The 24,831-nt window shown below is 63.0% G+C and carries 24 protein-coding genes and 2 pseudogenes; 12 read left to right on the top strand and 14 right to left on the bottom strand.

The features are described 5' to 3' along the window. Window positions 1-52: 52 nt before the first annotated feature. Window positions 53-226: pseudogene (locus RIN61_RS00395) on the bottom strand (ankyrin repeat domain-containing protein); the annotation flags it as partial. Between the two features lie 107 nt (window positions 227-333). Here RIN61_RS00395 and ggt point away from each other — a divergent pair. From ggt to RIN61_RS00380, 3 genes are all read left to right on the top strand, one after another. After that, window positions 334-2,124, top strand: a complete 1,791-nt coding sequence (gene ggt / locus RIN61_RS00390) for a gamma-glutamyltransferase (RefSeq protein WP_313855228.1) — start codon at window positions 334-336, stop codon at window positions 2,122-2,124. Between the two features lie 70 nt (window positions 2,125-2,194). After that, a complete protein-coding gene (locus RIN61_RS00385) occupies window positions 2,195-3,076 on the top strand; it encodes a LysR substrate-binding domain-containing protein (RefSeq protein WP_112252531.1) in 882 nt (293 codons plus the stop codon). Window positions 3,077-3,266: 190 nt separating this feature from the next. Continuing rightward, on the top strand, window positions 3,267-3,503 hold the full coding sequence (locus tag RIN61_RS00380; RefSeq protein ID WP_112252530.1) for a hypothetical protein: 237 nt from the start codon (window positions 3,267-3,269) through the stop codon (window positions 3,501-3,503). 71 nt (window positions 3,504-3,574) lie between these two features. On the opposite strand, the gene RIN61_RS00375 is transcribed toward RIN61_RS00380, so the two are convergent. The 4 genes from RIN61_RS00375 to RIN61_RS00360 form a co-directional block, all read right to left on the bottom strand. Beyond that, window positions 3,575-4,174 carry an START domain-containing protein gene (locus tag RIN61_RS00375; RefSeq protein ID WP_112252529.1) on the bottom strand — a complete coding sequence of 200 codons (600 nt, stop codon included), beginning with the start codon at window positions 4,172-4,174 and terminating at the stop codon, window positions 3,575-3,577. A gap of 89 nt (window positions 4,175-4,263) precedes the next feature. Next, window positions 4,264-5,100 carry a bifunctional allantoicase/(S)-ureidoglycine aminohydrolase gene (locus RIN61_RS00370; RefSeq protein WP_013972924.1) on the bottom strand — a complete coding sequence of 279 codons (837 nt, stop codon included), beginning with the start codon at window positions 5,098-5,100 and terminating at the stop codon, window positions 4,264-4,266. A 106-nt stretch (window positions 5,101-5,206) separates the two neighbouring features. Then, window positions 5,207-6,598 carry an LLM class flavin-dependent oxidoreductase gene (locus tag RIN61_RS00365; protein WP_313855225.1) on the bottom strand — a complete coding sequence of 464 codons (1,392 nt, stop codon included), beginning with the start codon at window positions 6,596-6,598 and terminating at the stop codon, window positions 5,207-5,209. 16 nt (window positions 6,599-6,614) lie between these two features. Continuing rightward, window positions 6,615-7,595: an aliphatic sulfonate ABC transporter substrate-binding protein gene (locus tag RIN61_RS00360; RefSeq protein ID WP_207879931.1), complete on the bottom strand. Its 981-nt coding sequence runs from the start codon at window positions 7,593-7,595 to the stop codon at window positions 6,615-6,617. Window positions 7,596-7,791: 196 nt separating this feature from the next. On the opposite strand from RIN61_RS00360, the gene RIN61_RS00355 reads away from it, so the two are divergent. Together RIN61_RS00355 and RIN61_RS00350 are read left to right on the top strand one after the other, a co-directional pair. Beyond that, a complete protein-coding gene (locus RIN61_RS00355) occupies window positions 7,792-8,676 on the top strand; it encodes an NHL repeat-containing protein (RefSeq protein WP_313855224.1) in 885 nt (294 codons plus the stop codon). A 139-nt stretch (window positions 8,677-8,815) separates the two neighbouring features. Beyond that, the gene (locus RIN61_RS00350) at window positions 8,816-9,499 is read left to right on the top strand and encodes a TetR/AcrR family transcriptional regulator (RefSeq protein ID WP_133972030.1); all 684 of its coding nucleotides are present in this window, start codon (window positions 8,816-8,818) and stop codon (window positions 9,497-9,499) included. Between the two features lie 148 nt (window positions 9,500-9,647). Here the strand turns inward: RIN61_RS00350 and RIN61_RS00345 are convergent, their stop codons facing one another. Then, window positions 9,648-10,655, bottom strand: a complete 1,008-nt coding sequence (locus RIN61_RS00345) for a GlxA family transcriptional regulator (RefSeq protein ID WP_112252524.1) — start codon at window positions 10,653-10,655, stop codon at window positions 9,648-9,650. 161 nt (window positions 10,656-10,816) lie between these two features. On the opposite strand from RIN61_RS00345, the gene RIN61_RS00340 reads away from it, so the two are divergent. Together RIN61_RS00340 and RIN61_RS00335 are read left to right on the top strand one after the other, a co-directional pair. Next, complete coding sequence (locus tag RIN61_RS00340) at window positions 10,817-11,287, top strand: FAD/FMN-containing dehydrogenase (RefSeq protein WP_215521277.1); 471 nt, start codon at window positions 10,817-10,819, stop codon at window positions 11,285-11,287. Between the two features lie 220 nt (window positions 11,288-11,507). Then, a complete protein-coding gene (locus RIN61_RS00335; RefSeq protein WP_112252961.1) occupies window positions 11,508-11,720 on the top strand; it encodes a PLDc N-terminal domain-containing protein in 213 nt (70 codons plus the stop codon). A gap of 46 nt (window positions 11,721-11,766) precedes the next feature. Here RIN61_RS00335 and RIN61_RS00330 read toward each other — a convergent pair whose 3' ends face one another. Continuing rightward, window positions 11,767-12,087 carry a hypothetical protein gene (locus RIN61_RS00330; RefSeq protein ID WP_112252960.1) on the bottom strand — a complete coding sequence of 107 codons (321 nt, stop codon included), beginning with the start codon at window positions 12,085-12,087 and terminating at the stop codon, window positions 11,767-11,769. Window positions 12,088-12,315: 228 nt separating this feature from the next. Between RIN61_RS00330 and RIN61_RS00325 the strand changes: the two genes are divergently transcribed. Next, a complete protein-coding gene (locus tag RIN61_RS00325) occupies window positions 12,316-12,726 on the top strand; it encodes a RidA family protein (protein WP_313855217.1) in 411 nt (136 codons plus the stop codon). Window positions 12,727-12,825: 99 nt separating this feature from the next. Then, window positions 12,826-13,698, top strand: coding sequence for a DMT family transporter (locus RIN61_RS00320; RefSeq protein ID WP_112252958.1), 873 nt, complete (start codon window positions 12,826-12,828; stop codon window positions 13,696-13,698). Here the strand turns inward: RIN61_RS00320 and RIN61_RS00315 are convergent. Both RIN61_RS00315 and RIN61_RS00310 read right to left on the bottom strand, forming a co-directional pair. Further along, window positions 13,695-14,414 (bottom strand): TorF family putative porin, encoded by a 720-nt coding sequence (locus RIN61_RS00315; protein ID WP_112252957.1) that lies wholly within the window; start codon window positions 14,412-14,414, stop codon window positions 13,695-13,697. The genes RIN61_RS00320 and RIN61_RS00315 overlap by 4 nt on opposite strands. Window positions 14,415-14,495: 81 nt before the next feature. Further along, window positions 14,496-14,747, bottom strand: a complete 252-nt coding sequence (locus tag RIN61_RS00310) for a hypothetical protein (RefSeq protein ID WP_112252956.1) — start codon at window positions 14,745-14,747, stop codon at window positions 14,496-14,498. Between the two features lie 329 nt (window positions 14,748-15,076). Between RIN61_RS00310 and RIN61_RS00305 the strand changes: the two genes are divergently transcribed. Beyond that, the gene (locus tag RIN61_RS00305) at window positions 15,077-16,540 is read left to right on the top strand and encodes a DUF3300 domain-containing protein (protein WP_112252955.1); all 1,464 of its coding nucleotides are present in this window, start codon (window positions 15,077-15,079) and stop codon (window positions 16,538-16,540) included. Next, window positions 16,537-17,430: a DUF2950 domain-containing protein gene (locus tag RIN61_RS00300; protein WP_112252954.1), complete on the top strand. Its 894-nt coding sequence runs from the start codon at window positions 16,537-16,539 to the stop codon at window positions 17,428-17,430. Before RIN61_RS00305 ends, RIN61_RS00300 begins: the two co-directional genes overlap by 4 nt. Window positions 17,431-17,455: 25 nt before the next feature. Here the strand turns inward: RIN61_RS00300 and RIN61_RS00295 are convergent, their stop codons facing one another. The 3 genes from RIN61_RS00295 to RIN61_RS00285 all read right to left on the bottom strand — a co-directional run bounded on the left by RIN61_RS00295 (window position 17,456) and on the right by RIN61_RS00285 (window position 22,395). Continuing rightward, window positions 17,456-18,010 (bottom strand): DUF6708 domain-containing protein, encoded by a 555-nt coding sequence (locus RIN61_RS00295; protein WP_252192209.1) that lies wholly within the window; start codon window positions 18,008-18,010, stop codon window positions 17,456-17,458. A gap of 197 nt (window positions 18,011-18,207) precedes the next feature. After that, a complete protein-coding gene (locus tag RIN61_RS00290) occupies window positions 18,208-21,360 on the bottom strand; it encodes a T6SS effector BTH_I2691 family protein (RefSeq protein WP_313855207.1) in 3,153 nt (1,050 codons plus the stop codon). Between the two features lie 180 nt (window positions 21,361-21,540). Further along, the gene (locus tag RIN61_RS00285) at window positions 21,541-22,395 is read right to left on the bottom strand and encodes a LysR family transcriptional regulator (protein WP_112249498.1); all 855 of its coding nucleotides are present in this window, start codon (window positions 22,393-22,395) and stop codon (window positions 21,541-21,543) included. Window positions 22,396-22,487: 92 nt separating this feature from the next. Between RIN61_RS00285 and RIN61_RS00280 the strand changes: the two genes are divergently transcribed. Beyond that, on the top strand, window positions 22,488-22,916 hold the full coding sequence (locus tag RIN61_RS00280; RefSeq protein WP_215521324.1) for a multidrug/biocide efflux PACE transporter: 429 nt from the start codon (window positions 22,488-22,490) through the stop codon (window positions 22,914-22,916). Window positions 22,917-23,168: 252 nt separating this feature from the next. Here the strand turns inward: RIN61_RS00280 and RIN61_RS00275 are convergent, their stop codons facing one another. Together RIN61_RS00275 and RIN61_RS00270 are read right to left on the bottom strand one after the other, a co-directional pair. After that, window positions 23,169-24,188 carry a branched-chain amino acid aminotransferase gene (locus RIN61_RS00275; protein ID WP_013972500.1) on the bottom strand — a complete coding sequence of 340 codons (1,020 nt, stop codon included), beginning with the start codon at window positions 24,186-24,188 and terminating at the stop codon, window positions 23,169-23,171. Between the two features lie 136 nt (window positions 24,189-24,324). Next, window positions 24,325-24,814, bottom strand: a pseudogene (locus tag RIN61_RS00270) (AAA family ATPase); the annotation flags it as partial. Between the last annotated feature and the right edge of the window lie 17 nt (window positions 24,815-24,831).

Genomic DNA, 24,831 nt, shown 5'->3' with positions numbered 1-24,831 from the left:
GGCCCTTTCGCGACACAAGGCCGCTCCTACAAGGGCATTGCCTGGCTTGAAATCAGCGGGCGAGTAAAGCCTCCATCTCCCGATACCCCCGCTGCCGCGCATGCTCCAGCACAGTCACTCCATCCTTGTCGGCAATCTGCCGATCTGCCCCGGCCGCCAGCAGCCGGCGCACGGTCTCTACATGCCGCGGCCCACCGTCGCCGAGGATCACCGCCTCCAGCAAGCTCCTCGGTGTCCTGCCCGCATCCTAGAAAAAATACGCCAGGGCTTGAAGTCAAGTTTGTGCATGACCCACAGTGCCTTGCTGAATAGGTAATGGCAGGAAGCTTAACGATGACATTCCCCACCCCCCTGATGGGCGCCTTGTGCTTGGTAGCCGCCAGTGGCTGGGCCTGCGCCGATCAGGTGCTGCCGGCGCCACCGGAACTGGCCTCCGGCTACCGCACTGGCCTGCAACCAGTGCATGCCAGCCGGCACATGGCCGCAGCTGCCAACCCGCTGGCCAGCGAAGCGGGGCGGGCGATGCTGCTTGCCGGTGGCAGTGCCATCGACGCGGCCATCGCCATGCAGATGGTGCTGACCCTCGTCGAACCGCAATCCAGCGGCATCGGCGGCGGAGCGTTCATCCTTTACTGGGATGGCCAGCGCGTGCAGGCCTTCGATGGCCGCGAGGCAGCCCCGGCGGCGGTGACGGAAAACCTGTTCCTGCAAGCCGATGGTTCACCGATGCCATTCAGGGCTGCGCAGATCGGCGGGCGTTCGGTGGGTGTACCGGGAATTCTGCGTGCCCTGAAGCTGGCCCATGAGCAGCACGGCAAGCTGCCCTGGCGCGACCTGTTCGCCCCGGCCATTGCCCTGGCACGCAACGGTTTCGCGGTTTCCGAACGCCTTCACGCCCTGGTGGCGGGCGACCCGTTCATCGCCCGGTCACCGGCCATGGCCCGCTACTTCCTGGATGAACAGGGCAAGCCGCTGGCGGTCGGGACTACCTTGCGCAACCCCGAGCTTGCGCAAACCTTCGAGCAGATTGCCGAGCAGGGCGCTGATGCGTTCTACACCGGTGAAATCGCCGAAGCCATGGTGGCCAAGGTCCGTGGCCACGCCAATGCCGGTTATCTGTCGTTACAGGACCTGCAGCAATACCAGGCCAAGGAACGCGAGCCGGTATGCGGGCCTTACAAGGCCTGGCGCATCTGCGGCATGCCGCCACCATCATCGGGTGGGGTGACGGTGCTACAGACTCTGGGAATTCTCGAAGCCGTGCAGCGCGCCTCGCCACAACGCGATCTGTCGGCGCTGCGGCCTGTAGCGACTTCGTCCCCGGCTGGCCTGGAGGCGCCGCCGTTGGCGGTGCACCTGGTTGCCGAGGCCGAACGCCTGGCCTACGCCGACCGCGCCCAATACCTGGCTGATAGCGATTACGTGCCGGTCCCGCTCAAGGCCTTGACCGACCCTGCTTATCTGGCCAGCCGCGCAGCGCTGGTTGGCGAGTACAGCATGAAGCGCGCCCGCCCGGGCCAGCCGCAGGGCGCCGACCTGGCCTTGGCGCCCGACCGCTCGCCACTGCGCATTTCCACCTCCCACCTCAGCGCGGTGGACGATAGCGGCCAGGCCCTGGCCATGACCACTTCGGTGGAAGCGGCGTTCGGCTCGCACCTGATGGTCAAGGGTTTTTTGCTCAACAACCACCTGACCGACTTCTCGTTCATCCCCCGGGAACAAGGCAAGCCCGTGGCCAACCGGGTGCAACCGGGCAAACGACCGCTCTCGGCCATGGCGCCGACCCTGGTGTTCTCGCAAGCTTCCGGCGAGCTGGTGGCCAGCCTGGGCTCGCCTGGCGGCTCGCAGATCATCGGCTACGTGAACAAGGCGCTGATCGGCCTGCTGGATTGGCAGCTCGACCCGCAGCAGGCCGCCGGCCTGCCCAACTTCGGCAGCCGCAATGCCGGCACCGAAGTGGAGGCGGGGTTGGCCAGCCCGGCGCTGATCCGGCAGTTGGCAGCCTGGGGGCATGAGGTGACGCCGATGATCATGACCAGTGGCATGCAGATCATCCAGCGCAGTGGCCAGGGCTGGTCGGGCGGTGCCGACCCTCGGCGCGAAGGGGTAGCGGTCGGCGACTAGCGGTGCGCGTTGCGGTGCAGCAGGTGGCGTGATAGAAGTCAGTCTTGCCATTCAGAAGTTGAATATCAAGATGTCAATCAGCTTGAAATCGAATAGGGCCCTGTTCGACCTCGACCTGCTGCGCGCCATTGTCGTGGTGGCCGATTGCGGCAGCTTCACCACGGCTGCTGCCCGCCTGCACTCCACCCAATCGACCATCAGCCAGAAGGTGCGCCGCCTGGAGGATATGGTTGGCCACCGCCTGCTGGTGCGCGGCAATCGCGATGTGCTGCCGACCGATGCCGGGCAGACCCTGCTCGGCTACGCCCGGCACATGCTGGCGCTCAACGACCAGATGCTCGAAGCCCTGGCCGGGGCGATGGTTGGCGTGACTGTGCGCCTTGGCGTGCCAGAGGACTTCGTGGGCGGGCGTACCACCAATGCGCTGTCGGCCTTCAGCCGGCTGCACCCGCAGGTGAAGCTGGAAGTGACCAGCGGCCTGTGCCGCGACCTCAGCCAGGCCTATGACAACGGCGAGCTCGACCTAGTGTTGCTCAAGCAGCGGCGTAACAGCCGCGAAGGCGTGGCCTGCTGGCCCGAGCGCCTGCAGTGGATCGACAGCGCGCGCACACCGGCCTTCGAACTGGACCCGATCCCGCTGGTGACTTTCCCGCCCCGCGGCCTGTACCGCGACGACATGATCACCGCCATCGAAGGCATGGGCCGGCGATGGCGCATCAGCTTCACCAGCTCCAGCCTCAGCGGCATCCAGGCCGCGGTCGCCGATGGCATGGGCATCAGCCTGCTGCCGCCACGGGCGGCGACTGGCGAGCACCGGGTGCTGGGGGCAGGGCAAGGGCTGCCGGAGGTCGACAGCTATGAAATTGTCATCGTCCACCGGCCGACGGCGGATGTGATGGTCAAGGCGTTGGCCGAAGTGATGACGCAATTGTTGGCGGGTGGCGGCATCTGAGCGCTGCAAATGCGGTAGCGGGGTTCGGTGACGCGTCGATTGCCTTGGGACTATGACTGTTGCCTCGATCGTTCCCACAAGGCAGGGGCGGGTTTCTGATTGATTTGCGGGGACTCTGGCTAAAGCCATCCAGACTGGGCCGAGCATAGGATCTGCTCCGCCCCCCCTTTGATCTCATTTCGGAGACCCTATGAAAAAGATTGCATTCATAACCTTGCTGGCCGCCGCGGGCCTGGTTCAGGTAGCCCATGGCAACGAGCCTGAAGATGCGGATACTGCTGTCAGCGAAACGACTGCAGCGTCTACCGAGCAGCCTGAAGCCCGGCGCCGGACCATCCGCAGCATTGGCGTGCCAAGCACACCCTGCCCCGACGGCACCTACCCGACTGAAGTCGGTCATTGCAACCCGTCCTTCGAGTTTGACTGAAGCCCGGGCATTCTGGCGGGCGGCTCTCCGGCAAGCATTTGCCGGGGCGCTTGACTACCGCGAAGTGGGCCTCATGGCTGACGCTCGGCTACGGCCCTCAGGGTTCTGAGGGTTACCACCGGCGCATCCACCACGAACCGATTGGCCAGCCAACCCGGCACATCCCCTGCCGGGTCGGCTTGCAACTGGTAGATCACCTCGGTCTTGCGCTTGCCCAGCGGCTTCATGATCCATTCGCCCGACAAGTGCTGCACGCGGATCAGCCCGGGCTCTTCGGGCAAACGGCCCGGATCGGCGCTGAGGTGCCGCACCAAGGTACCGTCGTCAAGCCGCTCGGTGGTCACCTTCAGTACGATGTCGCGCGGCATCGTCGGCCACGGCAGGTTGGTGGTCAGGTATATCCAGGTGTTTTCGCCCTGTACATCCAGCAAGCGCATCTCGGCGCAGGCGTACAGCCACTTGCAGGCCACCCGCAGGTTCTCCTGCAGGTCGGTGAGTGTACGAACGCTGGCATTCATGGTGCTGATGCCACGGAATTGCTGGTAGGGCGAGTCGGGGGCGGCGCTCAGATACACGCGGATGCCTTCGCGGTCGTAGGCCAGGTTCCAGTCATCGGCGGCCGGGGCGGGCGTGCACAGCAGCAGGGCGGCGAGCAGCAGGCAGCGGTTCATGGCTGGTACCGCGCGGGGATGGGTGTTTCAGTATGCGCGGCAAACAGAAAGCCCGCCAGGTTGGCGGGCTTTCGGGCATCAGCCTGGGCTTAACGCTTAGGGTTCAGCGTCAGGTGCACATGACGGTTCACGTCCTTGTACAGCAGGTAGCTGAACTTGCCTGGGCCGCCGGCGTAGCAGGCTTGCGGGCAGAAGGCGCGCAGCCACATGAAGTCGCCGGCTTCCACTTCGACCCAGTCCTGGTTCAGGCGGTACACCGCCTTGCCTTCCAGCACGTACAGGCCGTGTTCCATCACGTGGGTCTCGGCGAACGGAATCACGCCGCCCGGCTGGAAGGTGACGATGTTCACGTGCATGTCGTGGCGCATGTCGGCCATGTCGACGAAGCGGGTGGTGACCCAGCGGCCTTCGGTGCCCGGCATTTCGATGACGGTGGCGTTGTCACGGTGGGTAACGAACGACTCGGGAACGTCCAGGCCTTCGACCTTCTGGTAGTGCTTGCGCAGCCAGTGGAAGGTGACGTTGGACTTGCTGTTGTTGCGCAGGCTCCACTCGGCGCCTGGGGCCAGGAAGGCGTAGCCGCCCGGTACCAGGGTGTGGTGCTTGCCTTCGACGGTGATGTCCAGTTCGCCTTCGACGATGAACACCACGGCTTCGGCGTTCGGGTCCAGCTCAGGGCGTTCGCTACCGCCTTCCGGGGCCACTTCGACGATGTACTGGGAGAAGGTTTCGGCAAAACCGGTCAGCGGGCGAGCGATGACCCACATGCGCATCTTGTCCCAGAACGGCAGGTGGCTGGTGACGATGTCACGCATCACGCCCTTGGGGATGACGGCATAGGCTTCGGTGAACATGGCACGGTCAGTCAGCAGCTCGGTCTGAGCCGGGTGCCCACCGTGGGGGGCGAAGTAGGAATGGTTCGACATGGACGATCTCGACTTGTTGTTCTCTCCCCATGCCGTGAACCGCACCGGCCGGTGCGGCGCAGGGGATGTGGCGACAGAATAGGGTCGAGTGTGTGCCATCCACAAATTAAATGTTGGAATACCCGGTATTTGCCGGTTGAATGCGTACTTGTCGGCCTGCGTGCTCTTCCGGCAAGCGGTCGCCTTGGCCGAAAAGCTTGTGGCGCAAGGTGCCTTCGGCATAGCTCAGCGGGTAGCGGCCACGGCGTTGCAGCTCGGGCACCAGCAACTCGACCACATGGGCCAGGTCGTCCGGTTGCACTGCGTAGGTCAGGTTGAAGCCATCGATGCCGGTCTGGTCCAGCCAGCTTTCCAGCTGGTCGGCCACCTCGCTGGCAGCACCCACCAGCACCGGCCCACGGCCACCCAGGCCAATGAATTCGGCAGCCTCGCGCACGGTCCAGCGGCGGTTCGGGTCGGCGGCGGTGAAGGCGGCCAGGGCTGCGCGGCCGGCATCGTTCTCGACGTATTCGATCGGCGCATCGGGGTCGAGGCCGGCAAAGTCGATGCCGGTCCAGCCCGACAGCAGCGCCAGGGCAGCATCCAGGTCTACATGGCTGCGGTACTCGGCGAAGCGCGCCTCGGCCTCCTCACGGGTGGGGGCAACGATCAACAGCGCCTGGGCGTAGATCAGCACCTCGTCCCGGCCACGCCCGGCCACCTCGCTGGCCTGGCGGATACCGTCGGCGTAGCGGCGCAGTACCGTGGGCGTCGGCCCGCTGATGAACACGCACTCGGCGTGCCGCGCCGCGAACTGCTGGCCGCGTGCCGAAGCACCGGCCTGGAACAGTACTGGCGTGCGTTGCGGCGAAGGTTGGCACAGGTGCATGCCTGGCACCTGGAAGTGTTCACCCACATGGTTGATGGGGTGCACTCGGGCAGGTTCGATATAGCGTCCGCTGTCACGCTCCAGCAGCACCGCGTCGTCCTCCCAGCTTTTTTCCCATAGTTTGTACAGCACCTGCAGGTATTCCTCGGCAAGGTCATAGCGCTGGTCGTGGCCCAGCTGGCGCGCCAGGCCCAGGTTGCGCGCGGCGCTGTCGAGGTAGCCGGTGACGATGTTCCAGCCGACCCGGCCATTGCTCAGGTGGTCGAGCGTGGACATGCGCCGGGCGAAGGGGTAGGGGTGTTCGTAGGTGAGCGAGAAGGTGACGCCGAAGCCCAGGTGCTCGGTAACCCCGGCCATGGCCGGCACCAGCAGCAGCGGGTCGTTGACCGGCACCTGCACGCCACCGCGCAGGGCGGCTTCGGGGCCGCCCTGGTAGACGTCGTAGATGCCCAGCACATCGGCGATGAACAGGGCGTCGAACAGGCCGCGTTCAAGCAGGCGGGCCAGGTCGGTCCAGTAGTCCAGGCGGTTGAAGGCCACGCTGGTGTTACGTGGGTGGCGCCACAGGCCGGGGGACTGGTGGCTGGCGGCATTCATGCTGAAGGCGTTGAAGCGGATCGGGCGGGGCATGGTGGGCGTGCTCCGCTCAAGGCAACACGGAAGCCGGGTAGACCGCGTCGGCTACCTGCAGCTTGCGTGGAATCAGGCCTAGGCCCTGGAAGGTATCGGCCAGCTTCTGTTGCTCGGCAACGATCTGCGGGGTAATGGCCACGGCGTTGTAGTTGCGCCGCTCGCTGGCCACTTGCAGCACGCTGGCGTTGATCCCCAGTTGCGGAGCCAGCAGCGCGGCGACTTCGGCAGGCTTGGCATTGGCCCACTGGCTGACCTTTCCCAGCTCGGCGAAGAAGGTCTTCAGCAAGGCGCGATGCTGGTCGGCGAAGCCGGCGGTGGACAGGTAGAAGGTGCGGTTGTTGGACAGACCGCTGCCATCGCGCAGGTTCTTCAGGCCCGGTTGGCTTTCTGCCGCGGCAAGGAACGGGTCCCACAGGGTCACGGCCTGGACGCTGCCCGATTGCAGGGCGGCCACGGCATCGGCGGCGTTGTTGACATAGGCCGGGGTGATGTCCTGATAGCTGAGGCCGGCCTGTTGCAGGGCAACGGCCAGCAGGTACTGGGCGTTCCAGCCGCGGCCAGTGGCCACGCGCTTGCCCTTGAGGTCTTGCACGCTGGCCAGGTGGTCCTGCTCGCGTACCACCAGGCCGATGCCGCGTGGGTAGGGTTGCTCGGCGGCCAGGTACACCACTGGCTTGCCTGCGGCCTGGGCGAACACCGAGGGTGCGTCGGCGGCATGGCCGAGGTCGATGGCGCCAGTGCTCAAGGCTTCGAGCAACTGCGGGCCGGCGGCGAACTCGTGCCAGCTGACTTTCACCCCTTGTGGCGCCAGGGCCTTCTCCAGGGCGCCGCTGCCCTTGAGGATGTTGATGCTGTTGAACTTCTGGTAACCGATGCGCAGAGTGCTGGTTTCGTCAGCCAGGGCTTGGGACCAGGGCAACAGGGTACTGGCGACACTGGCCAGCAAGCCGCCGATCAACAGGCGGCGCAGGGGGGAGAAGGCACGGGCGGGCATGGGCATTGCTCCTTGAGCTGGAAGGGAAACGATGTGCCCAGACTAAGGAGGTGGCGTTTGGCTTTCAATTTTTATATTCCTGTTGGTTAGATTGTTTTGTTATTTTTATATCCTTTTGTTTTGTAACGATTGGTCCGTTTCGACATTTTTTTCACATTCGCTTGCTAGGCTCCCCGGCATTCCCGAGGAGCCCTACATGTTGCACATCCTGCGCAAGCGCAGCACTCCTATTGCCTTGGCCGCAACCGCCGGCCTGCTCACCGCCACCCTGGGCTTCTTTGCCTGGCAGAGTTTCTACCCGGTCCAGGCTGCCTCCGGCTGGGACGTCGAGGTGCTGCACCGCGATGTGACCAAGGCCGCGTCGCTGCTGCCGCAAGTCGATGGCAGCCTGCTGGTCAGCCGTGAACTGGATGATGGCCGTGGCAGCATCCTCAGGATTACCGCTGAAGGCGACCGGGTGGTAGTCATCGACAACTTGTCCAAGCCAGACGGCATGGTGGCAGCGCAGGGTGGCTGGGTGTTCAGCCAGGAAGGCGGGCTTGCCCCGGTCAGCCTGGCCCGCGATGGCCAGGTCACGCGGCTGTTCGACGGCGAGAGCGTGCAGGGCCTGTGGAACGACGGTGAGCACCTGTACGCCATCGAGGACCGCAAGGGCAATGGCCGTTTGATGCGTTATGACTGGCGCAGCGGCCAGCTCGATGTGCTGCGCTCCGGCCTGACCGAAACCGAAGGCCTGACCCGCTGCAGCGATGGGCGTTTGCTGTATACCGAAAAGGCCTACGGCAAGGTCCGCGCGCTGTCCGACGATGGCCGGGACCCGGTGGTGGTCGATGGCCTGCGCAACCCGACGTTCCTGTTCTGCGACCAGCGCGGCCTGTGGATCAGCGAAGACAACACCCACCGAGCCCGGCTGCTGCGCATCGATGCCGACGGCTCGAGACAGACCGTGCTGTCTTTCCTCAAGGCGCCCCAGTCGATCGTCGCCGATGGCAAGGGGGGCTACCTGCTGGCCGAAGGCGGGCGCAACCGCGTGCTGCACCTGACACCGCCGCTGGAGCGCAATACCGCCCAGCGCGACTGACCCGGCGCCTGGCTGGGCAGGCGCCGTTTGCAGATGGCCAGTAGCCGTGGCTGGTGGCCACCCGACCAACAGCGCGCTTCCCTGCATGGCTGCGCTCACGGATAATCCCCCCATTCCAATAAACAGCCTGTGAGTGGGTATGAGTGATTCCGTAGTCAGCCTCGGCCAGCCTGAAACCGAAGGGGGGCGCAAGACGCGCAAGAACAACCCCGAGAAAACGCGCGAGGACATCCTCCAGGCCGCCATCAACGAGTTCGTCCAGCAAGGGCTGGCCGGTGCCCGCGTCGACGCCATTGCCGAGCGCACCGCCACTTCCAAGCGCATGATCTACTACTACTTCGGCAGCAAGGAGCAGCTGTACTGCGAGTGCCTGATCAAGCTGTACGGCGATATCCGCAAGACCGAGCAAAGCCTGGACCTGGAGTCGCTGCCGGCCGAGCAGGCGATCCGCCGGCTGGTGGAGTTCACCTTCGATCACCACGACCGCAACGTCGATTTCGTGCGGATCATCTGCACCGAAAACATCCACTACGGCGAGTACGTCAAGCAGTCGCCGGCGATTCGCGAAATGAGCAGCCTGGTGCTCGAGGCCTTGGGCAATACCTTGCGCCGTGGGGTGCAGGAAGGTGTGTTCCGCGCCGGCATCGAGGTCATCGACCTGCACATGCTGATGAGCTCGTTCTGTTTCTATCGGGTTTCGAACCGCCACACCTTTGGCGAGATCTTCCAGATCGACCTGTCCGATGAGCAGGTCAAGGCGCGTCACAAAGCGATGATTTGTGATGCGGTGTTGCGGTATATCCAAATCGAGCGCCGCCCCTGAAGGTTTTCCAGTGCCTGGGCTGGCCTCTTCGCGGGTAAACCCGCTCCCACAGGATCACCGCTGTCCCAAAGATTTGCACAGTACCTGTGGGAGCGGGTTTACCCGCGAAAGGGCCGGCCCAGGCGACACATGAATGAAGCCTTGATGCTCACTCGCCCAACCGCTGCTCACGCGACGGCGGGTAGCCAAAGTAGGCCGCATAGCACTTGCTGAAGTGCGACACCGAAACAAACCCGCAGGCCACTGCCACCTCCATCACCGACAGGTCGGAATACTGCAACAGCCGGCGGCTCTTGGTGATGCGCAGCTCCATGTAGTAACGCCGTGGCGAGGTGCCCAGCTGGGCCTGGAACAGGCGGTCGATCTGCCGGCGCGAGCGCCCGCTGTAGGCGGCCAGCTGGTCGAGGCTGAGGGTTTCCTCGAGGTTGTTCTCCATCAGTTCGACGATGGTGCGCAAGTGCAGGCTCATGGACTTCTTCGCGCCCGGGCCGACCTGGCGGTAGCGGGCACCAGAGAACGACAGGATTTCCTCGACGCCTTCGGCCAGGCCGTCGCCATACAACCGGCGCACAAGGCCAAGCATCAGCTCCATGGCACCATTGGGGCTGGCAGCGCTGAGGCGGTCGCGGTCGAGGGTGAAGCTGGCCGGGGTAATCCGCGTCTGCGGGCTGCGCTCGGACAGGCTGGCACGCTGTTCGGGGTGGATACTGCAGCCATAGTCGTCCAGCACCCCGGCGCGGCCGAGGAACCACGCGCCGTTCCACAACCCGCCCAGGGCCATGCCGTGGGCCGCGCAATCGCCCAGCAGGCGGTCGAGCTCGGGGTACTTCAATGGCGTGCGCAGGCCGCCGCAGATCACCAGCAGGTCCAGCTCCTTCAGCGCCTCGGCAGACAACTCGGTGGCCACCAGCTCCAGCCCCAGGTCGCTGAGCACGCGGTCGCCATCCAGCGACAGCGGGGTGAACCGGAAGCTGTCGGCGCGCAGCAGGTTGGCTGTGACCAGCACGTCCATGGCCACCGTGAAGCTGGCCATCGAAAAGTGTTCGAGCAATACGAAATCGACCCGATAGGGGGCTTGGGCATTGGCGCTGGTGGACTTCAGCCGCAGCATGTTGCTGGTACTGGTCTTCTTGCTGAACTGGCGTGGCGTGGGCACTCTGGACTCCGCTTGCTGGCTGGCCTCGAGAGTGTGGCGGGTGGCCGGGGGAAAGACAATCTCCCGGGTGGCCGTGTCGTGTTCCAGGTCGTGTTCAGACAACCTGTCTGGCCTGGCCCGTTGCCGCTATGCTGATGCTCCCGTCACTGAGGATGCCCTTGATGAAGTACGCCACTGCCCTGTTGCTTTGCCTGATGCCATTGCTGGCCAATGCCCTGGAACCGGGCGACAGGCTCGCGCCGTGGACGCTGCTCGACCAGCACGACCAGGCCTGCAGCCTCGACGCCGGTACGCAAATCTTGCTGGTGGCGCGCGACATGGATGGTGCCAAGCTGGTGAAGGCGGCGCTGGCCGACCAGCCCGAGGGGTATCTGGAAGCGCGCAATGCGGTGTTCGTTGCCGACATCCAGCGCATGCCGGCGCTGATCAGCAAGCTGTTCGCCATCCCCGCCATGCGCGATTACAACTACCGGGTGCTGCTCGACCGCGACGGGCGGGTGGCCAGCCGTTATCCCGGGCAGGATGGCCAGGTGCAGTGGTTGCAACTGGAACAGGGCAAGCTGGTGAGCCAGCGGGCATTTGCCGACGCGCCGGCGTTGAAGGCGGCGCTGGAGACTGCACCACGGCATTGAGAGCGGTTACTGCACCCTGAGCGGCCTTGTGTCGCGATGGGCTGCGCAGCAGCCCCCTGCGGTCCTTTGTAGGGCAAAAATCCTGGGGCTGCTGCGCAGCCCATCGCGACACAAGGCCGCTCCTACAAAGGGCCGCGGTGCCATGCCGCCAGGCAAATCAATCTGAACCCTCGGCAGCCTCTGCAACCCAACCCATTACATGCCAAATGGGAGAGCGCTCATGGAAATCGGAACGATCTGGATCATCATCGCGGCCTTTGTGATTCTGCTGGAAATCTGGGCCATCTGGCACATCATCGGCAGTGACCGGCGCGCCGAGCGCAAGATGCTGTGGATCGTCTTCGTGGTCTACGCGCCATTCCCAGGCTTGCTGTTCTGGGCCTGGCGTGGCCCCCGGGCGGTGAAGGGCAGGGCGGTGCTGGAGGAAAAATGACCGTGCGCGGCATCAGGCGCGGGGGCGCCTGATGCCGGCCCTTGCGCTAGACGATGCTGAAACGGATCGCCGACCCCAGGCCGTCGACCATCAGGCAGCCATAGAATTTTACACTCGTCAGCACACGCAGGCGCTTGAGCTCCGCGTGGATTAGATCGCGGATCCACCGTTCGGCCTCGTTGGCCCGGCCAACAGGTGTGACGCTGTCTAGCTGAACCTGCCCCAAAAGGGTGGTTTCGATGTGTTCGACGGTATCCAGCCCGATGTTCTCGCGCAAATGCTGGCGTGCCTGTGCCGCATCATATTCATCCGCATCCGGATCGCGTGGCTTGATGGTGTAGGCGAGTAGAAATTGATGTTTGCTCATGGTGTTTTCCTTGTTGCATGCAGGCCTCCATGCCGGGGCCTTGCAATCTAGCGCCTGGCGGCCACTGCGCATACAGACGCGTGGTTCAAGGAAGCCAGCGCGCTGTGCGAAACGTCTTACACCTGGCGCCTGCTTCGCGGGCAAGCCTGTTCCTGAAAGCCGCGCTTGACCTCAAGTTGACTCAAGGTTCGATACTCCGTCCCTCCTCCAACTGATCGAGGGCTTATCGTGAGCCATTCAATCGCGTTCCAGCTGAGCAATCCCGAGGGCCTGTACGACCCCAGCGGCAATGCCTATTCCCATGTCGCCGAGGTTCGTGCCGACAGCCGCCTGCTGTTCATCGCCGGCCAGGGCGGGGAGGATCGCAACGGGCGGCTGTCACCGCTGTTCGCCGAGCAGGCGCGTCAGGCGCTGGCCAACCTGGAGATTGCCCTGGCGTCGAAAGGCGCCAGCCTGGCCCAGGTGTTCAAGCTGACCCTGCTGATCGTCGAGCATTCCGAAACGCGCCTGCATGAGTGGGTAGCCGAGGCTGACAAGGCCTGGGGCCCAGGCATGAAACCGACCTGTACGCTGATACCGGTACCCCGGCTGGCGCTGGACGGCATGCTGGTGGAGATCGAGGCGTTGGCAGCGATATAGGCCCGGGCGATTCGGTGCTGGCGTCAGATAAACACTATGTTGTATATCGGTGCTCGCCCTACCAGCATGGCAACCATTGATCTCAGAGGTGACCACACCATGAGCACCGGCACCACAACGCTCACCGGCCGCAAGGCCCGGGCCTGGGTCTGGCCTGCACTTTTCAGCCTGGCGGCCTTCGCTGCCAACTCGGTGTTCTGCCGGCTCGCGCTGAAGGATGGGGCCATCGACCCGGCGTCCTTCACCGTGGTGCGGCTGGCCAGTGGTGCACTGTTCCTGCTGCTGTTGATCCGCCTGCGCAAACCCGCGCTTGCCATGGGGGGCAGCTGGCGTGGCGGCCTGGCGCTGTTCCTCTATGCATTCCTGTTTTCTGCGGCGTACCTGCAGTTGGGCGCAGGCGCGGGTGCCTTGCTGCTGTTCGGCGCGGTGCAGATCACCATGTTCGGCTTCGCCTGGTACAAAGGCGAACCTGTCACCGCGCGGATGCTGCTGGGCATGCTGATCGCCTTTGCCGGCCTGCTGGTGCTGCTGCTGCCCGGTACCGCGGCGCCCCCCTTCGCCAGCGCCTTGTTGATGGCTCTGTCCGGCGTGGCCTGGGGCGTGTACACGCTGCTGGGCAAAGGCTCACCCCGGCCGCTGGCCGACACCGCTGGCAATTTCGCCCGGAGCCTGCCGTGCCTGGTATTGCTGTCGCCGATGTTGTTAATGGGTGCCGGCTGGCACCTGAGCCCGCTTGGCTTGCTGTATGCGCTGGGTTCCGGGATGCTGGCCTCGGGTGCGGGCTATGCCGTGTGGTACAGCGTGGTCAGGCAAATCAGCGCGCAGCAGGCGGCGACCATGCAGCTTGGCGTCCCGGTGATTGCAGCGTTGGGCGGGGTTGGCCTGATCGGCGAGCCATTGTCGTTGCGCTTGCTGGTGGCGTGCGTGGTGGTGTTGGGCGGTATTGCCCTGGCGCTGGCATCGCGGCGTTAAAAGAAACTGCGTTGCGCCTTGAGCGTGACCATGCTGTCGCAATAGGTGTTGATGCCCGAATACGCATCACACCCGCCACCACTGAGGTTGGAGTTGCTGTAGATCAGGTTCAGGTCGATGCCGAGCCAGGGTCGGGAGAGCTCCAGCGACCAATCGGAAAAGGCATGCACCTGGCTGCCACCATCAATGGTGAATGGCGTACCCAGGCGGTGATGGGCTAGCTTGACGCTCAGGTCGACCTCAAACAGCGGCAGTTGGCCGAAGTCGGCGAACAGCGTGCCGGTGCGGTTATCGGGGTTGTCGCGTAGCGCCCCACCGAAACGGCTGCCCAGCACCGAAACGCCACCGTACAGGGCATAGCTGTCGGGGCCAGCGATGTTTGGCTGACTATAGTGGATCAACCCCACCTCGTAGCCCAGGCTGCTGTCGAACTGGTGCTTGTAGCCCAGATAACTGTCCAGCCTCAAGGTGGAGTCGGGCGTCACGCCCATGCTCGGGGCGTACTGGCCGAGGTACCAACCGTTGGGGTGGCTGAAGTCGAGGCCGCCGTGGAACGCACCGATGGCGCTGGGAGATATCAGCCCTTGGGCCATGCTGCGTGAGGGTGTGGTGCCGAGCGTGAAGTCGAAGCCGCCCAGTTCGCGTTTGATCTGTTGGGCCAGTAGCACGGGGCTGAACAGCAGTGCAGCACTCAGCAACAGAAGGGGCCTGGTCATGGTCTCCGTCCTGGAAGGCTTGCGATTGAGCGGTAGAGCATACCTGTGCAGGTAACGGGAGGGAACCGCTGGCTGGCCCACTCAGCCTTTGGTCGAACGGTCGGCGTCGGCAGCTTCGGTCACCACAGGCAGGTTGCCGGCACGCTGGATTACCCGCCGTTGCTGCTCGTAGTCGTCAAGCGACAGGCCACGGCGTTGCAAGGATTCCAGTTGCAGTTGACGGGTTTCTTCGGCGGTGTAGGGGCGCAGTTCGGGGTGGCTGGCACAGCCGCTGATGATGGCGATGGCAATAACGGCAAGGGTGGCGGACAGCAGGCGGGCCAAGGTGTTCATCAGGTAGCTCCAAGGGGCCGGGGTGGTGGGCGGCGAGTCGATGGAGTTAGGTTATTCGGCCATGTCGTTCGGCAGAAATTGCCATTCTCGATAGTGACTATCGATGGGTTCAACACGGGTTTGAATATTGTGGAGTACCTGTGGGAGCGGGCGTGCCCGCGAAAGGACCGGTACAGTCAATTACAGATCTCAGCCCAGCCTTGTCATGGATTCAAAGGCAGCAACCACTCCCACCCTTGGAACACGAAAATTTCGCGCACTCGCATCTGGTCAAAAGCAGCGCCATTGCTACCCTTAACCCACGCGGTCTGATCTCATGGAGAGAAGCGATGCGCATCCCATTGACAGCGGTCCTGTTGGTAATCCTGTATCTGAATGCCGCGCCTGCTCCGGTGCAGGCAGAGGATGTACCCGCCCCGGACCCGGCACCACAAGCCGACACGGTCGCGGCCAAGGACCCGGTGTTCACCCAGGAGCAACTGGACCAGATGCTTGCGCCCATCGCGCTGTACCCTGATGCGCTGCTGGCACAGGTATTGATGGCCTCCACTTATCCGGGGCAAGTGAGCGAAGCGGTGACCTGGTCCAAGGCCAACCCCAAGGCCACCGGCGACGATGCCGTCAAGAAGGTGGCGAACCAGCCATGGGACCCAAGCGTACAAGCGCTGGTGGCCTTCCCGCAGGTGCTGGCAACCCTGGGGCAGGACCCGGTCTGGGTGCAGCGCCTGGGCGACGCCTTCCTCGCGCAGCCTGACGATGTCATGGGCGGCGTGCAGCGCCTGCGTCACCAGGCCCAGGCCGCCGGCAACCTGCAAAGCAACCAGTACCAGAACGTGACCGTGCAGGCCGCCCCGGCACCGGCACCGGCCTCCAGCGGTAGCAGCGCCCAGGTGGTTACAGCCAGCAGCCCGCCCACCACCATCATCATCGAGCCGGCCGACCCCCAAGTGGTGTATGTGCCCAGCTATAACCCGACCACCACTTACGGCACCTGGGCCTACCCGGCTTCGCCGCCGGCATACTACCCGCCACCACCCATGTACTACCCCGGTTCCGCGCTGGTGGCAGGCCTGGCCTTCGGTACCGGCGTGGCGATCGTTGCCTCGCTGTGGGGTGACTGTGACTGGGGCAACAACGATATCGACATCGACGTCAACCGCTACAACAACATCAACGCCAACAACCGCATCACCAACAACCAGAACAAATGGCAACACAACGCCGCCAACCGCGACGGCGTACCGTACCGCGACTCCCGCAGCCGCCAGCAGTACGGTCGCCAACTGGACGGCGCTACCCAGCGTACTGCCTTCCGCGGTGACGACGCCCAGCGCGCCCAGGCGCGGGACAAGGCCAGGGCGTCGATGGACCGGGCTGGCATCGAACGGCCAGCCACCAGCAACCGCCAGGCACGCCAGCAGATGCGCGAGGCGCAGGCGGGCAATTCTATCGGCAACCGCATGCAGCCCCGTAGCGACAACCCGAGGGCAACCGACCGCCGGCAGGAAACCCGCAACACCCAGGCTCGGCAGCAGAGCAACCAGGTGAACCAGCGCAGGCAGGGCGAAGGCCAGGGGCGGCAGCTTGCGCAAAACCGGCCTTCCAATACCGCCGGCCGGGCGCGTAACAATGCTTTTGACGGCGTGCGTTCACCCTCACGCACCAGTGCGCAGGCCAATCGTGGTCGCACCAGCCAGTCGTTCGCCCAGCGCCCGAGCGCATCGCGTGCCGCCGGGCACCAGATTTCCCGGCCCAGTGCGCCCGCACGCCGCGGGGGAGGGGGCCGCCGATGAACCGTCAATCGATAGCGGCGCTGGTGATCGCAGCCGGCCTGGCCTGGTCAACCCAGACGGCTGCGCAAGAGGCCTTCCCGACACCGGAAAAGGCCGTGGAATCCTTTGTTGCGGCGCTGGGCGAGGAGAAACCTGATGAAGCCCGCCTGGCCCGATTGCTGGGCGATGACTGGCGTACCTACATACCGCGCGGCGGTGTGCAACGCAGTGATGTTGACACCTTCCTGGCGCAGTATCGCGCGCAGCACAGCATCGACATGTCGGGGGCAAACAAGGCCATCCTCGCGGTGGGCAGTGATCACTGGACGTTGCCCATACCTTTGACCAAAGGCGGCGAGGGTTGGCGTTTCGACCTCAAGGCCGGCAGCGCCGAAATCCGTGCCCGGCGTATTGGCCGTAATGAACTGGGTGCCATGCAATCGATGCTGGCCTACCACGATGCGCAGATGGACTACGCCACCCAGGACCACAACGGCAACGGTGCGCTGGAGTACGCGCAGAAGATATTCAGCGAGCCCGGCAAGCATGACGGGCTGTACTGGGACGACGACGGCGATGGCCAGGTCAGCCCGCTGGGCCCGCTGTTCGGCCAGGACATGGTCGGCGACGCCTGGTATGGCTACCACTTCCGCATCCTCGACGCACAAGGCCCATCCGCTCCAGGCGGTGCCTATAGCTACCTGATCGGTAACCAGATGAGCCGCGGCTTCGCCATGGTTGCCTGGCCGGCCAAGTACGACGATACCGGGGTGATGAGCTTCATGATCAGCCATGACGGCGAGGTATTCGAGAAAGATCTCGGGCCGCACGGCGACAAACTGGCCAAAGAGATGAAACGCTTCGATCCGGATGACAGCTGGAAGGTGGTAGACGTGCCGACGGGGGATTGAGCCGCTCGGATTACCCCGCCACGCTTCATGGGGCTGTTCTCGATTCCAGATCCATCTCGGACGGCCAGTTTACCTTCGGTGCCAAACGCAGGGCGAACTCACACCACAGCACATCGTTGTGGTCTTTGGGTTCGCCTGGTGGCGGCAGGGCTGAGGGGCCTTCCTGCATGTAGGTGCAGATGTAGGCCCAGGCATGCTCATTGGCGCCCATCGTGACCAGAGGAAAACGGTCGATGACATTGTTTGTGCCTGGGGCAACGATGGACAGCATGACACCCCATTTGAAAATGATCCCGCCGTTTGGCAGGGCGCCGGCTTGTGACCAGCGCTCGGCACGGACTTGGGACCAGTCGTAACTGACCGGCACGACCTGGCCTTTGTCGAGGGGGTTCCACCATTGGCGTTTGAAGTTGTAGGCGTAGATTTTCTGGCGCGCACGGTTGAACCTGATGGGTAGGTCGCGAGGGGGACATATATCAACTTGGAATCCAAAAAACGTACACCAAACGCCAAGGAGCAGCACAAAAACTCCAATAATGACTAGCTCAATGCTGCCAATACTCCAGCTTTTGAAGATCATATGAGGAACCTGCAGCGTAAATATGGCCGCAGGTAGAGAGAGCGCCGAGAGGATACCTCTAGGTGAAATAGGGTGGCGAGGCACTTCAAGGTAAATCGTATCTTGATGGTTTGGTATCTGCCTGCCCAAATTCCTGTCAACGACTGGAGGAGTGGCTGGGCCAGGCAGATCCTCCTTCCAGCCCGCGCAAGGAGGGATTAGTAATGGGGAGGCCAATTGAGGTGCTCCAAAGATCTGATGCTGTTCTCTGTCATTGTTATCTGTGCACGAGCCGACTCGTCATCAGGATCAGGCCAATAAATCAGGCTCAACTCCAGAGAGGTAACGTTGTGGTGATCTGTCAAGGGGAATGCCCCTTGGATGTTCAGGATCCTGCTTTCTGTGTCGACGCTTTTGTGTAGGCTGTTTAGTATGTCGTCTGCAAAAACACCGGCAACACTCAGTGCTGAGCTTGATGGCAATACTAATCTAGTGCTGTCTCCTGATAGGGTGATGGTTCCTTTGCTTCCCCCGGTTCGATGCAAGTCCAGCTTCCATTGATAACGTGAAGTACCCACCGTGAAATTTGGCATGCTCAAATACGCGTTCAGTACAAAGCCTGCTGCCACCGTACTGCTATCACTGGTTACTGATTCACTTCCCCCCTGTTTGAAGCCAATTTTTATCGAGGCCTCTGCTCTCATGCCAAGAGCTGCGGCATTCAAAGCGCCAATAGCCAAATCAATACTTTTTGCCTCACACCAATACCGATGTTCGGGTGGTAACCCCCATCTGCTACGTCGAGCCCATAGTTCTGTCGCGGAGGATTCTTTTTGCTTCGCCCTGGTCGCCAATGCGTATGCTGTCAAGCCCAAGATTATCGCGATCCCCAGCGGCCCTAGCAATGTGCCTGGGACAAGGGCGGCATAGCCCGCCGGGAAGATCGTGGCAAAGGCAATGGCGCTTGCATAACCATAGGTTTGGGCGGACGCAACGTCCCCCTGGTCAGCTGATCTTCGCGCAGCGAAGGCATATTGTGCTGCGTCAGATACCCCCGCGAGTGCTGCTATGACGCCACCGAACTTAGCGATGCGCTCACCTAAATTCACAGTGCTAATAGCGCTTGGCCATAGCTTTTCCGGGCGAAGTAACTGTGCGGTAAGTCCCACACTCTCTACGCTTGTTCCCAGCACACCAAGGGAAGAAGACCATATTGCGGCGATCGCTTCCGAGTCTACGTTGGAAGTTTTAAGTAGCGCCTGATAATTTTTGCGCAGGCTATCTTGATGGAACCATATTCCGCCTAGCCCAAGCATCAGGCTGGCGCTTGTCGTGTTTGTTACAGCACTCCGCAAACTATTAGTCGTATCGCTTGCCAAACTACGAGCCGCCTCTGCACTTAGCCGAAAAGTGTTTGTACCGACAGTAATTGTACGCGCCAGCATAGTGGCTCTCGATACGGCACTTGCCCGCAATTGAACTAGCCGCGCCTGCAAACTCTCGGCGCTTTCCAGCGTCCAGAGCATCACCTCGATCATCTGGCTACGGTTACCCGCTGCCGCAATATTGATCGCGCCACTCAGCACCATGGCCCGCACCTTGCGGCCCAGGGGATCACGGAACTGCTTGTCTACCTGTTGCAGAAACGCATCGGTCCGCGCTTCCAGGGCTTCATTGAGCAAACTCATGTATTCGCCCACTGTCAGCGACACTCGCAGCGGCGCTACTTGCTGCCCGGCGAACAGGGCAAACGCCGAGCGATGCACATGGCCGATCAGGGTCTTGGTCCGTTCACTCAGGTGCTGGCTGAGCGCATTCCCTGCGCTGTTGGTCGCGGCCAGTAACTGGCCAACGGCATCCTGTATCGGCTTGATCATCAGCAACTGGCCATCGGCGGTGCCGGCGATGCCCTTGATGATGTCATACACCTTGCCGAAGTCGTCCCCGGCCAGCGCGCTGGTCACCTGCTGCATCAGTTTCTGGTTCTTGGCCAGCAGCGCCTGGTAAAGCAGGCTACGGTCGTCTTCCAGCAACTGCTGCCAGATATGCTGGGTGATCCCGAGCGGCTGACCCTCCTGAGGCAGGGGTTCAGTGGGCCCGCCGGCCAGGCAGGTGGCCATCATCTGGATGAAGTACTCCACCGAAACAGGGGAGGTCGCGTCATAGTCGTGGTAGCCGATTTGCTGAAACGCCCGTTTGGCATAGTGGCGCGCATACAGATCGCCAACCTGGTCGATCATCGACTGCCAGTTTGTCAGTTCGCGGTCGTAATCGGCCTGGAACGCGGCGCGGGCGCTTTCGTCGTAACGCTCTTCCAGCCGCTCGCGCGCTTCTTGCTGTTTGCGCGCGATGTTGCGTGCGGTCTGCGCGTCGATGTCCACCGGCGGCAGATACGCCTTGGCCGCGATCGGGCTGTCGTTCCACTGCTCGACCTGCCGGGCTTCCCGCTGCGCGTCCTCGGCACCCTGCGCGGCCGCCGTGGCCGCGTGCAGTTCGCGAATGCCCAGTAGTGCTTGCGAGGTGAAGTATTCAAAGTGCCGCTGTGGCTGCGCCCGCCATTCCTGCAGGGCTTGCACCCAGCCAGTGCGTTGCGCGTTGAGCTCCATGACCATGCCGACCGGGTCGGGCAGCGCCAGCGCCAGCAGGCCATTGGGCAGTTGTTCCTGCTGGATGACATTGCGTACATGGGTGCGGGTCTCATGCCAGCGGCCCAGGCGGCTGTAAAAGCCATGAGCGCTGGTGAACCTGGCGGAGGAAAAGGTAGAGAACTCCAGCACCTGCTCCAGGCCGAAGCGGAAGCTGTCGGTCATGGCGATGCCGAGGCTGGCAGGGTCGTTGCGTGCGGTGTTCAGGTCCACTTCGACGAAGCGGGCGAGGGTGCCCGGGTCACTGTCGGCGATGCCTTGCCGATAGCGGTCGAGTACCGCACGGGGCCAGGGGTCGTTGGCGAAGGCGATCCAGGCCTTGCGGTAGAGCAGGGTATCGATGTTGATGAAGGAGGCGATCACATCGTGGCCTTCGGTGGCGCATACCTTGGGTAACGACCTGGGTGGCCCCAAGGGCATCTGCGATACCGGAAAGCGCTGCAAGGTACCTTCCGCCGCTACCTCGTAGGCCTGCCAGATTTCCTGGTCGAGCAGTACGTAGACATAACCCTGGCGCAGGAGGCGCAACTGGTCGGTGTGCATCGGGTGGAAGATGATTTCGCTATCGTCTGCCAGGCGATAGGGGCGCCCTGTATCCGGGCGTGGGGCGTAGGCCTCGCGCAGCAGCAGAATCGGCAGGCCGGAGCGTTCGCAGGCATTACAGGTGCCGTAGGTATTGGGGATCTCTTCCTGCATGGCGATGTGGATGGTTTTGCTGATGCTCATCAGGAGTTCCTTTTCCAGTGATTTGACGCAACGGCCAAAACACTAGCGAGGAACACCTTCGCGGGGGAGCGATGGGCTTCCTAAAATGTTGTAGGATTTTTCGCTTTACTGCCCTGTAGGAGCGGCCTTGCGTCGCGACGGGCTGCTCAGCAGCCCCTGGATCTTGCAGGCGACAAAGGCCTATTGCCCCAGCATCTGTCGCACCAGCCACTGCCCGGCCGGCCCGAGCGCGCGACGGCTCGACCAGGCCACATCCATGTCAACCCGTCGCGGGTACCCGGCCACCTGCAGCTCCACCAGCCCACTGCCAAACCGAGCCACCAATGCCCTGGGCAGTTCGGCCCAGCCGAACCCGCGCACGGCGAATTCCAGCAGAGTGAGGTAGTCCGGTGCCGACCAGGCCTGGCCACGCCCCTGGTGCAAGCTTGGAGCATAGGTCTTTATATACAGCTGCCTTACGTTCTCCAGGTGCTGCGACTGCACCTTAGGCAAAGCCGCCAACGGATGCCCGCTGGCCACATACACTGCAAACTCTGCCTGCTCGGGCAAGCGTGCCACGGCAACGTCAGCGGGATAGCTGGGCTGGGTGGCAAGAATGCCGATATGTGCCAGGCCCTGCTGGATCAGCTCGATCACATCGGCATCTTCCGACGGGCCGCAGCGCAGCTCGGTATGCGGGTAGTGCTGAGCGAAGCGGGCCATTACCGCGCCCTGGAAGGTAACGCTGTAGCTGTCCGACATCACTACCGAGACCAGTGCCTCGACGTTTTCCGCCAGCCTTACCGCCAGGGCATCGAGCTGGGCGCTGGCATCGAGAATCGCCTCGACATGGCTCAGCACCTGCCGCCCAGCCTCGTTCAGGGTGGGATGACGGCCGCCACGCTCGAACAACGGGCAACCTACATCGACCTCGAAATTGGCGATGGCGATGCTGATGGTGGACTGGCTTTTGCGCAACTTGCGCGCCGCAGCGGAAAACGAACCCAGCGATGCAGCTTCGACAAAGGCGACCAGAGCTTCGGGTGAATAACGCATGGTATTGATAAAACCGATGGTAGCTATGTCGCGAGTATCAGTTCTATCAAAGAAGATGGGAAGCACGACTCACGCAATGGATGGATTTTGCAATGAAAAACGTGTCTTTCAGCGAACGCCTGGTTCATGCCGTCGGTTATGAAGTGTTCGCCGTGCTGCTGTGTGCGCCACTGTTGTCCTGGATCATGGGCAAGTCGCTGGCGACGGCGGGAGCGCTGGCGGTGACCCTGTCGATGATCGCCATGCTGTGGAACATGGTCTACAACGCGCTGGTCGATCGCTACGTGCAGGTCGAGCGCATCCACTGGAAGGCCAGCGTACGCTTCGTGCACGGCCTGGGCTTCGAAGCCGGGCTGGTGGTGTGGTGCCTGCCGGTGGCGGCCTGGATGCTGGAGATTTCGTTGCTGCAGGCGTTCATGGTGGAGCTGGGCTTCTTCGTGATCATCCTGCCCTACACCGTGCTGTACAACTGGGCTTTCGACAAGGCCCGGCACCTGCTGATGCAGCGTCGCCTTGCATGAGAACTACCTGCCTGCGCCGTACCTCGATTTGTGCATTGTGCGGATATCCTGGGGCCGCTTCGCAGCCCTTTCGCGACACAAGGCCGCTCCTACAGGGACGGCGCTGGTTTCAGGCATGCGCTGTACCTGTGGGAGCGGCTTTAGCCGCGAACACCGGCGCAGCCGGTGCCATCCGAAGTTGACCGGGTCAGCCGAAAAAAAACGGGGCATGCCATCGCTGGCATGCCCCGTCCTTCAAACCGCTAAAGCGCCTCAGGCGACCTTGACGATCCAGCCAGCCGGTGCTTCCACATCACCGCTCTGGATACCGGTCAGCTCGTTGTAGAGCTTCTGGGTAACCGGGCCGACCTTTTCCAGGTCGTGGAATACATGCAGCTTGCCGTTGTACTCGATGCCGCCGATCGGTGTGATCACCGCAGCGGTACCGCAGGCGCCGGCTTCGATGAAGCGGTCCAGCTTGTTGATTTCCACATCGCCTTCGATCACGGTCAGGCCCAGGCGCGATTGCGCCAGTTCCATCAGCGACAGGCGGGTGATACCTGGCAGCACCGAAGCCGATTTCGGGGTGACGAACTCGTTGTTGGCGGTGATGCCGAAGAAGTTGGCCGAACCGACTTCCTCGATCTTGGTGTGGGTCAGCGGGTCGAGGTAGATGGCGTCGGCGAAGTTGGCCTTCTTCGCTTCTGCACCCGGTTGCAGGCTGGCGGCATAGTTGCCACCGACCTTGGCCGCGCCGGTGCCTTGCGGTGCCGCGCGGTCGAAGCTGGAGATCTGGAAGTTGTGCGGCTTCATGCCGCCCTTGAAGTACGAGCCAACCGGGATGGCGAAGATCGAGAAGATGAACTCGGGGGCGGTGCGCACGCCAATGTTGTCACCGGTGCCGATCACGAACGGACGCAGATAGAGGGCGCCTTTACCGTGCGGTGGTACGAACTTCTCGTTGGCCTTGACCACTTGCTTGCACGCCTCGATGAACACATCGGTCGGCACCTGCGGCATCAGCAGGCGGGCGCAGCTGCGCTGCATGCGGGCGGCGTTCTGGTCCGGGCGGAACAGGTTGATCGAACCGTCCTTGCAACGGTAGGCCTTGAGGCCTTCGAAGCACTGCTGGCCGTAGTGCAGGGCCGTGGAGCCTTCACTGATGTGCAGTACGTTGTCTTCGGTCAGGGTGCCTTTGTCCCACTCGCCATTGCGCCATACGGACAGGTAGCGTTTGTCGGTCTTGATGTAGTCGAAACCGAGCTTGTCCCAATTAATGCTTTCGTTGCTCATGACACCCTCATTGTCTTGCAAGTGCCCGATTGCTCGGGCTGCTGTTATATGCGCACCACGCCACCATAATACATCCGTGGCAGATCGGGAACGGCCAGTCACGAATTGATAGCCTGCAATGCATTCATTGCAGCTTCTACAGGTGCAGGTACTCGTCCAGCGCCAGCTGGTCGAGCAGTACCTGGTCGTGGGACGCCACCACCAGCGCCCCGCGAAACTGCCCGAGCATGTGTTCCAGTACGGCCAGCGACGGCAGGTCCAGGTGGTTGCCGGGTTCGTCCAGCAGCAACAGGTCGAGTGGCCGTTCGCGGTACAGCGCGGCGGCCAGTGCTGCCTTCATCCGCTCACCGCCGCTTAGCAGGCCGCTGGGCAGTTCGATGCGGGCCGCATCCAGGCCCAGTTGTGCCAGGCGGCTGCGCAAGTCGCCCTGGGCCAGTGTCGGGTTTGCCTGGCGCAGGTGATCGAGCACGCTGGTGTGGCCTGGTAGTGCGCTGCAGTTCGCGCGCCTGGCGTTGCTGCTGCTGTTTCAGCCTGGCAAGTTGCTGTTGGGCCAGCGCCGTCTGGCTGGCTTTCTGGGCCGAATAGAAGCTGTAGTTGCCGCCATAGGCCTGCAAGCCCAGGCTGGTTCCACGAGTGCGCCGCG

It is taken from the genome of Pseudomonas inefficax (assembly GCF_032164165.1).
Taxonomy (GTDB): Bacteria; Pseudomonadota; Gammaproteobacteria; order Pseudomonadales; family Pseudomonadaceae; genus Aquipseudomonas; species Aquipseudomonas inefficax.
The sequence above is the reverse complement of the archived record's forward strand: the minus strand, read 5'-3'. Positions and strand labels throughout refer to the sequence as shown.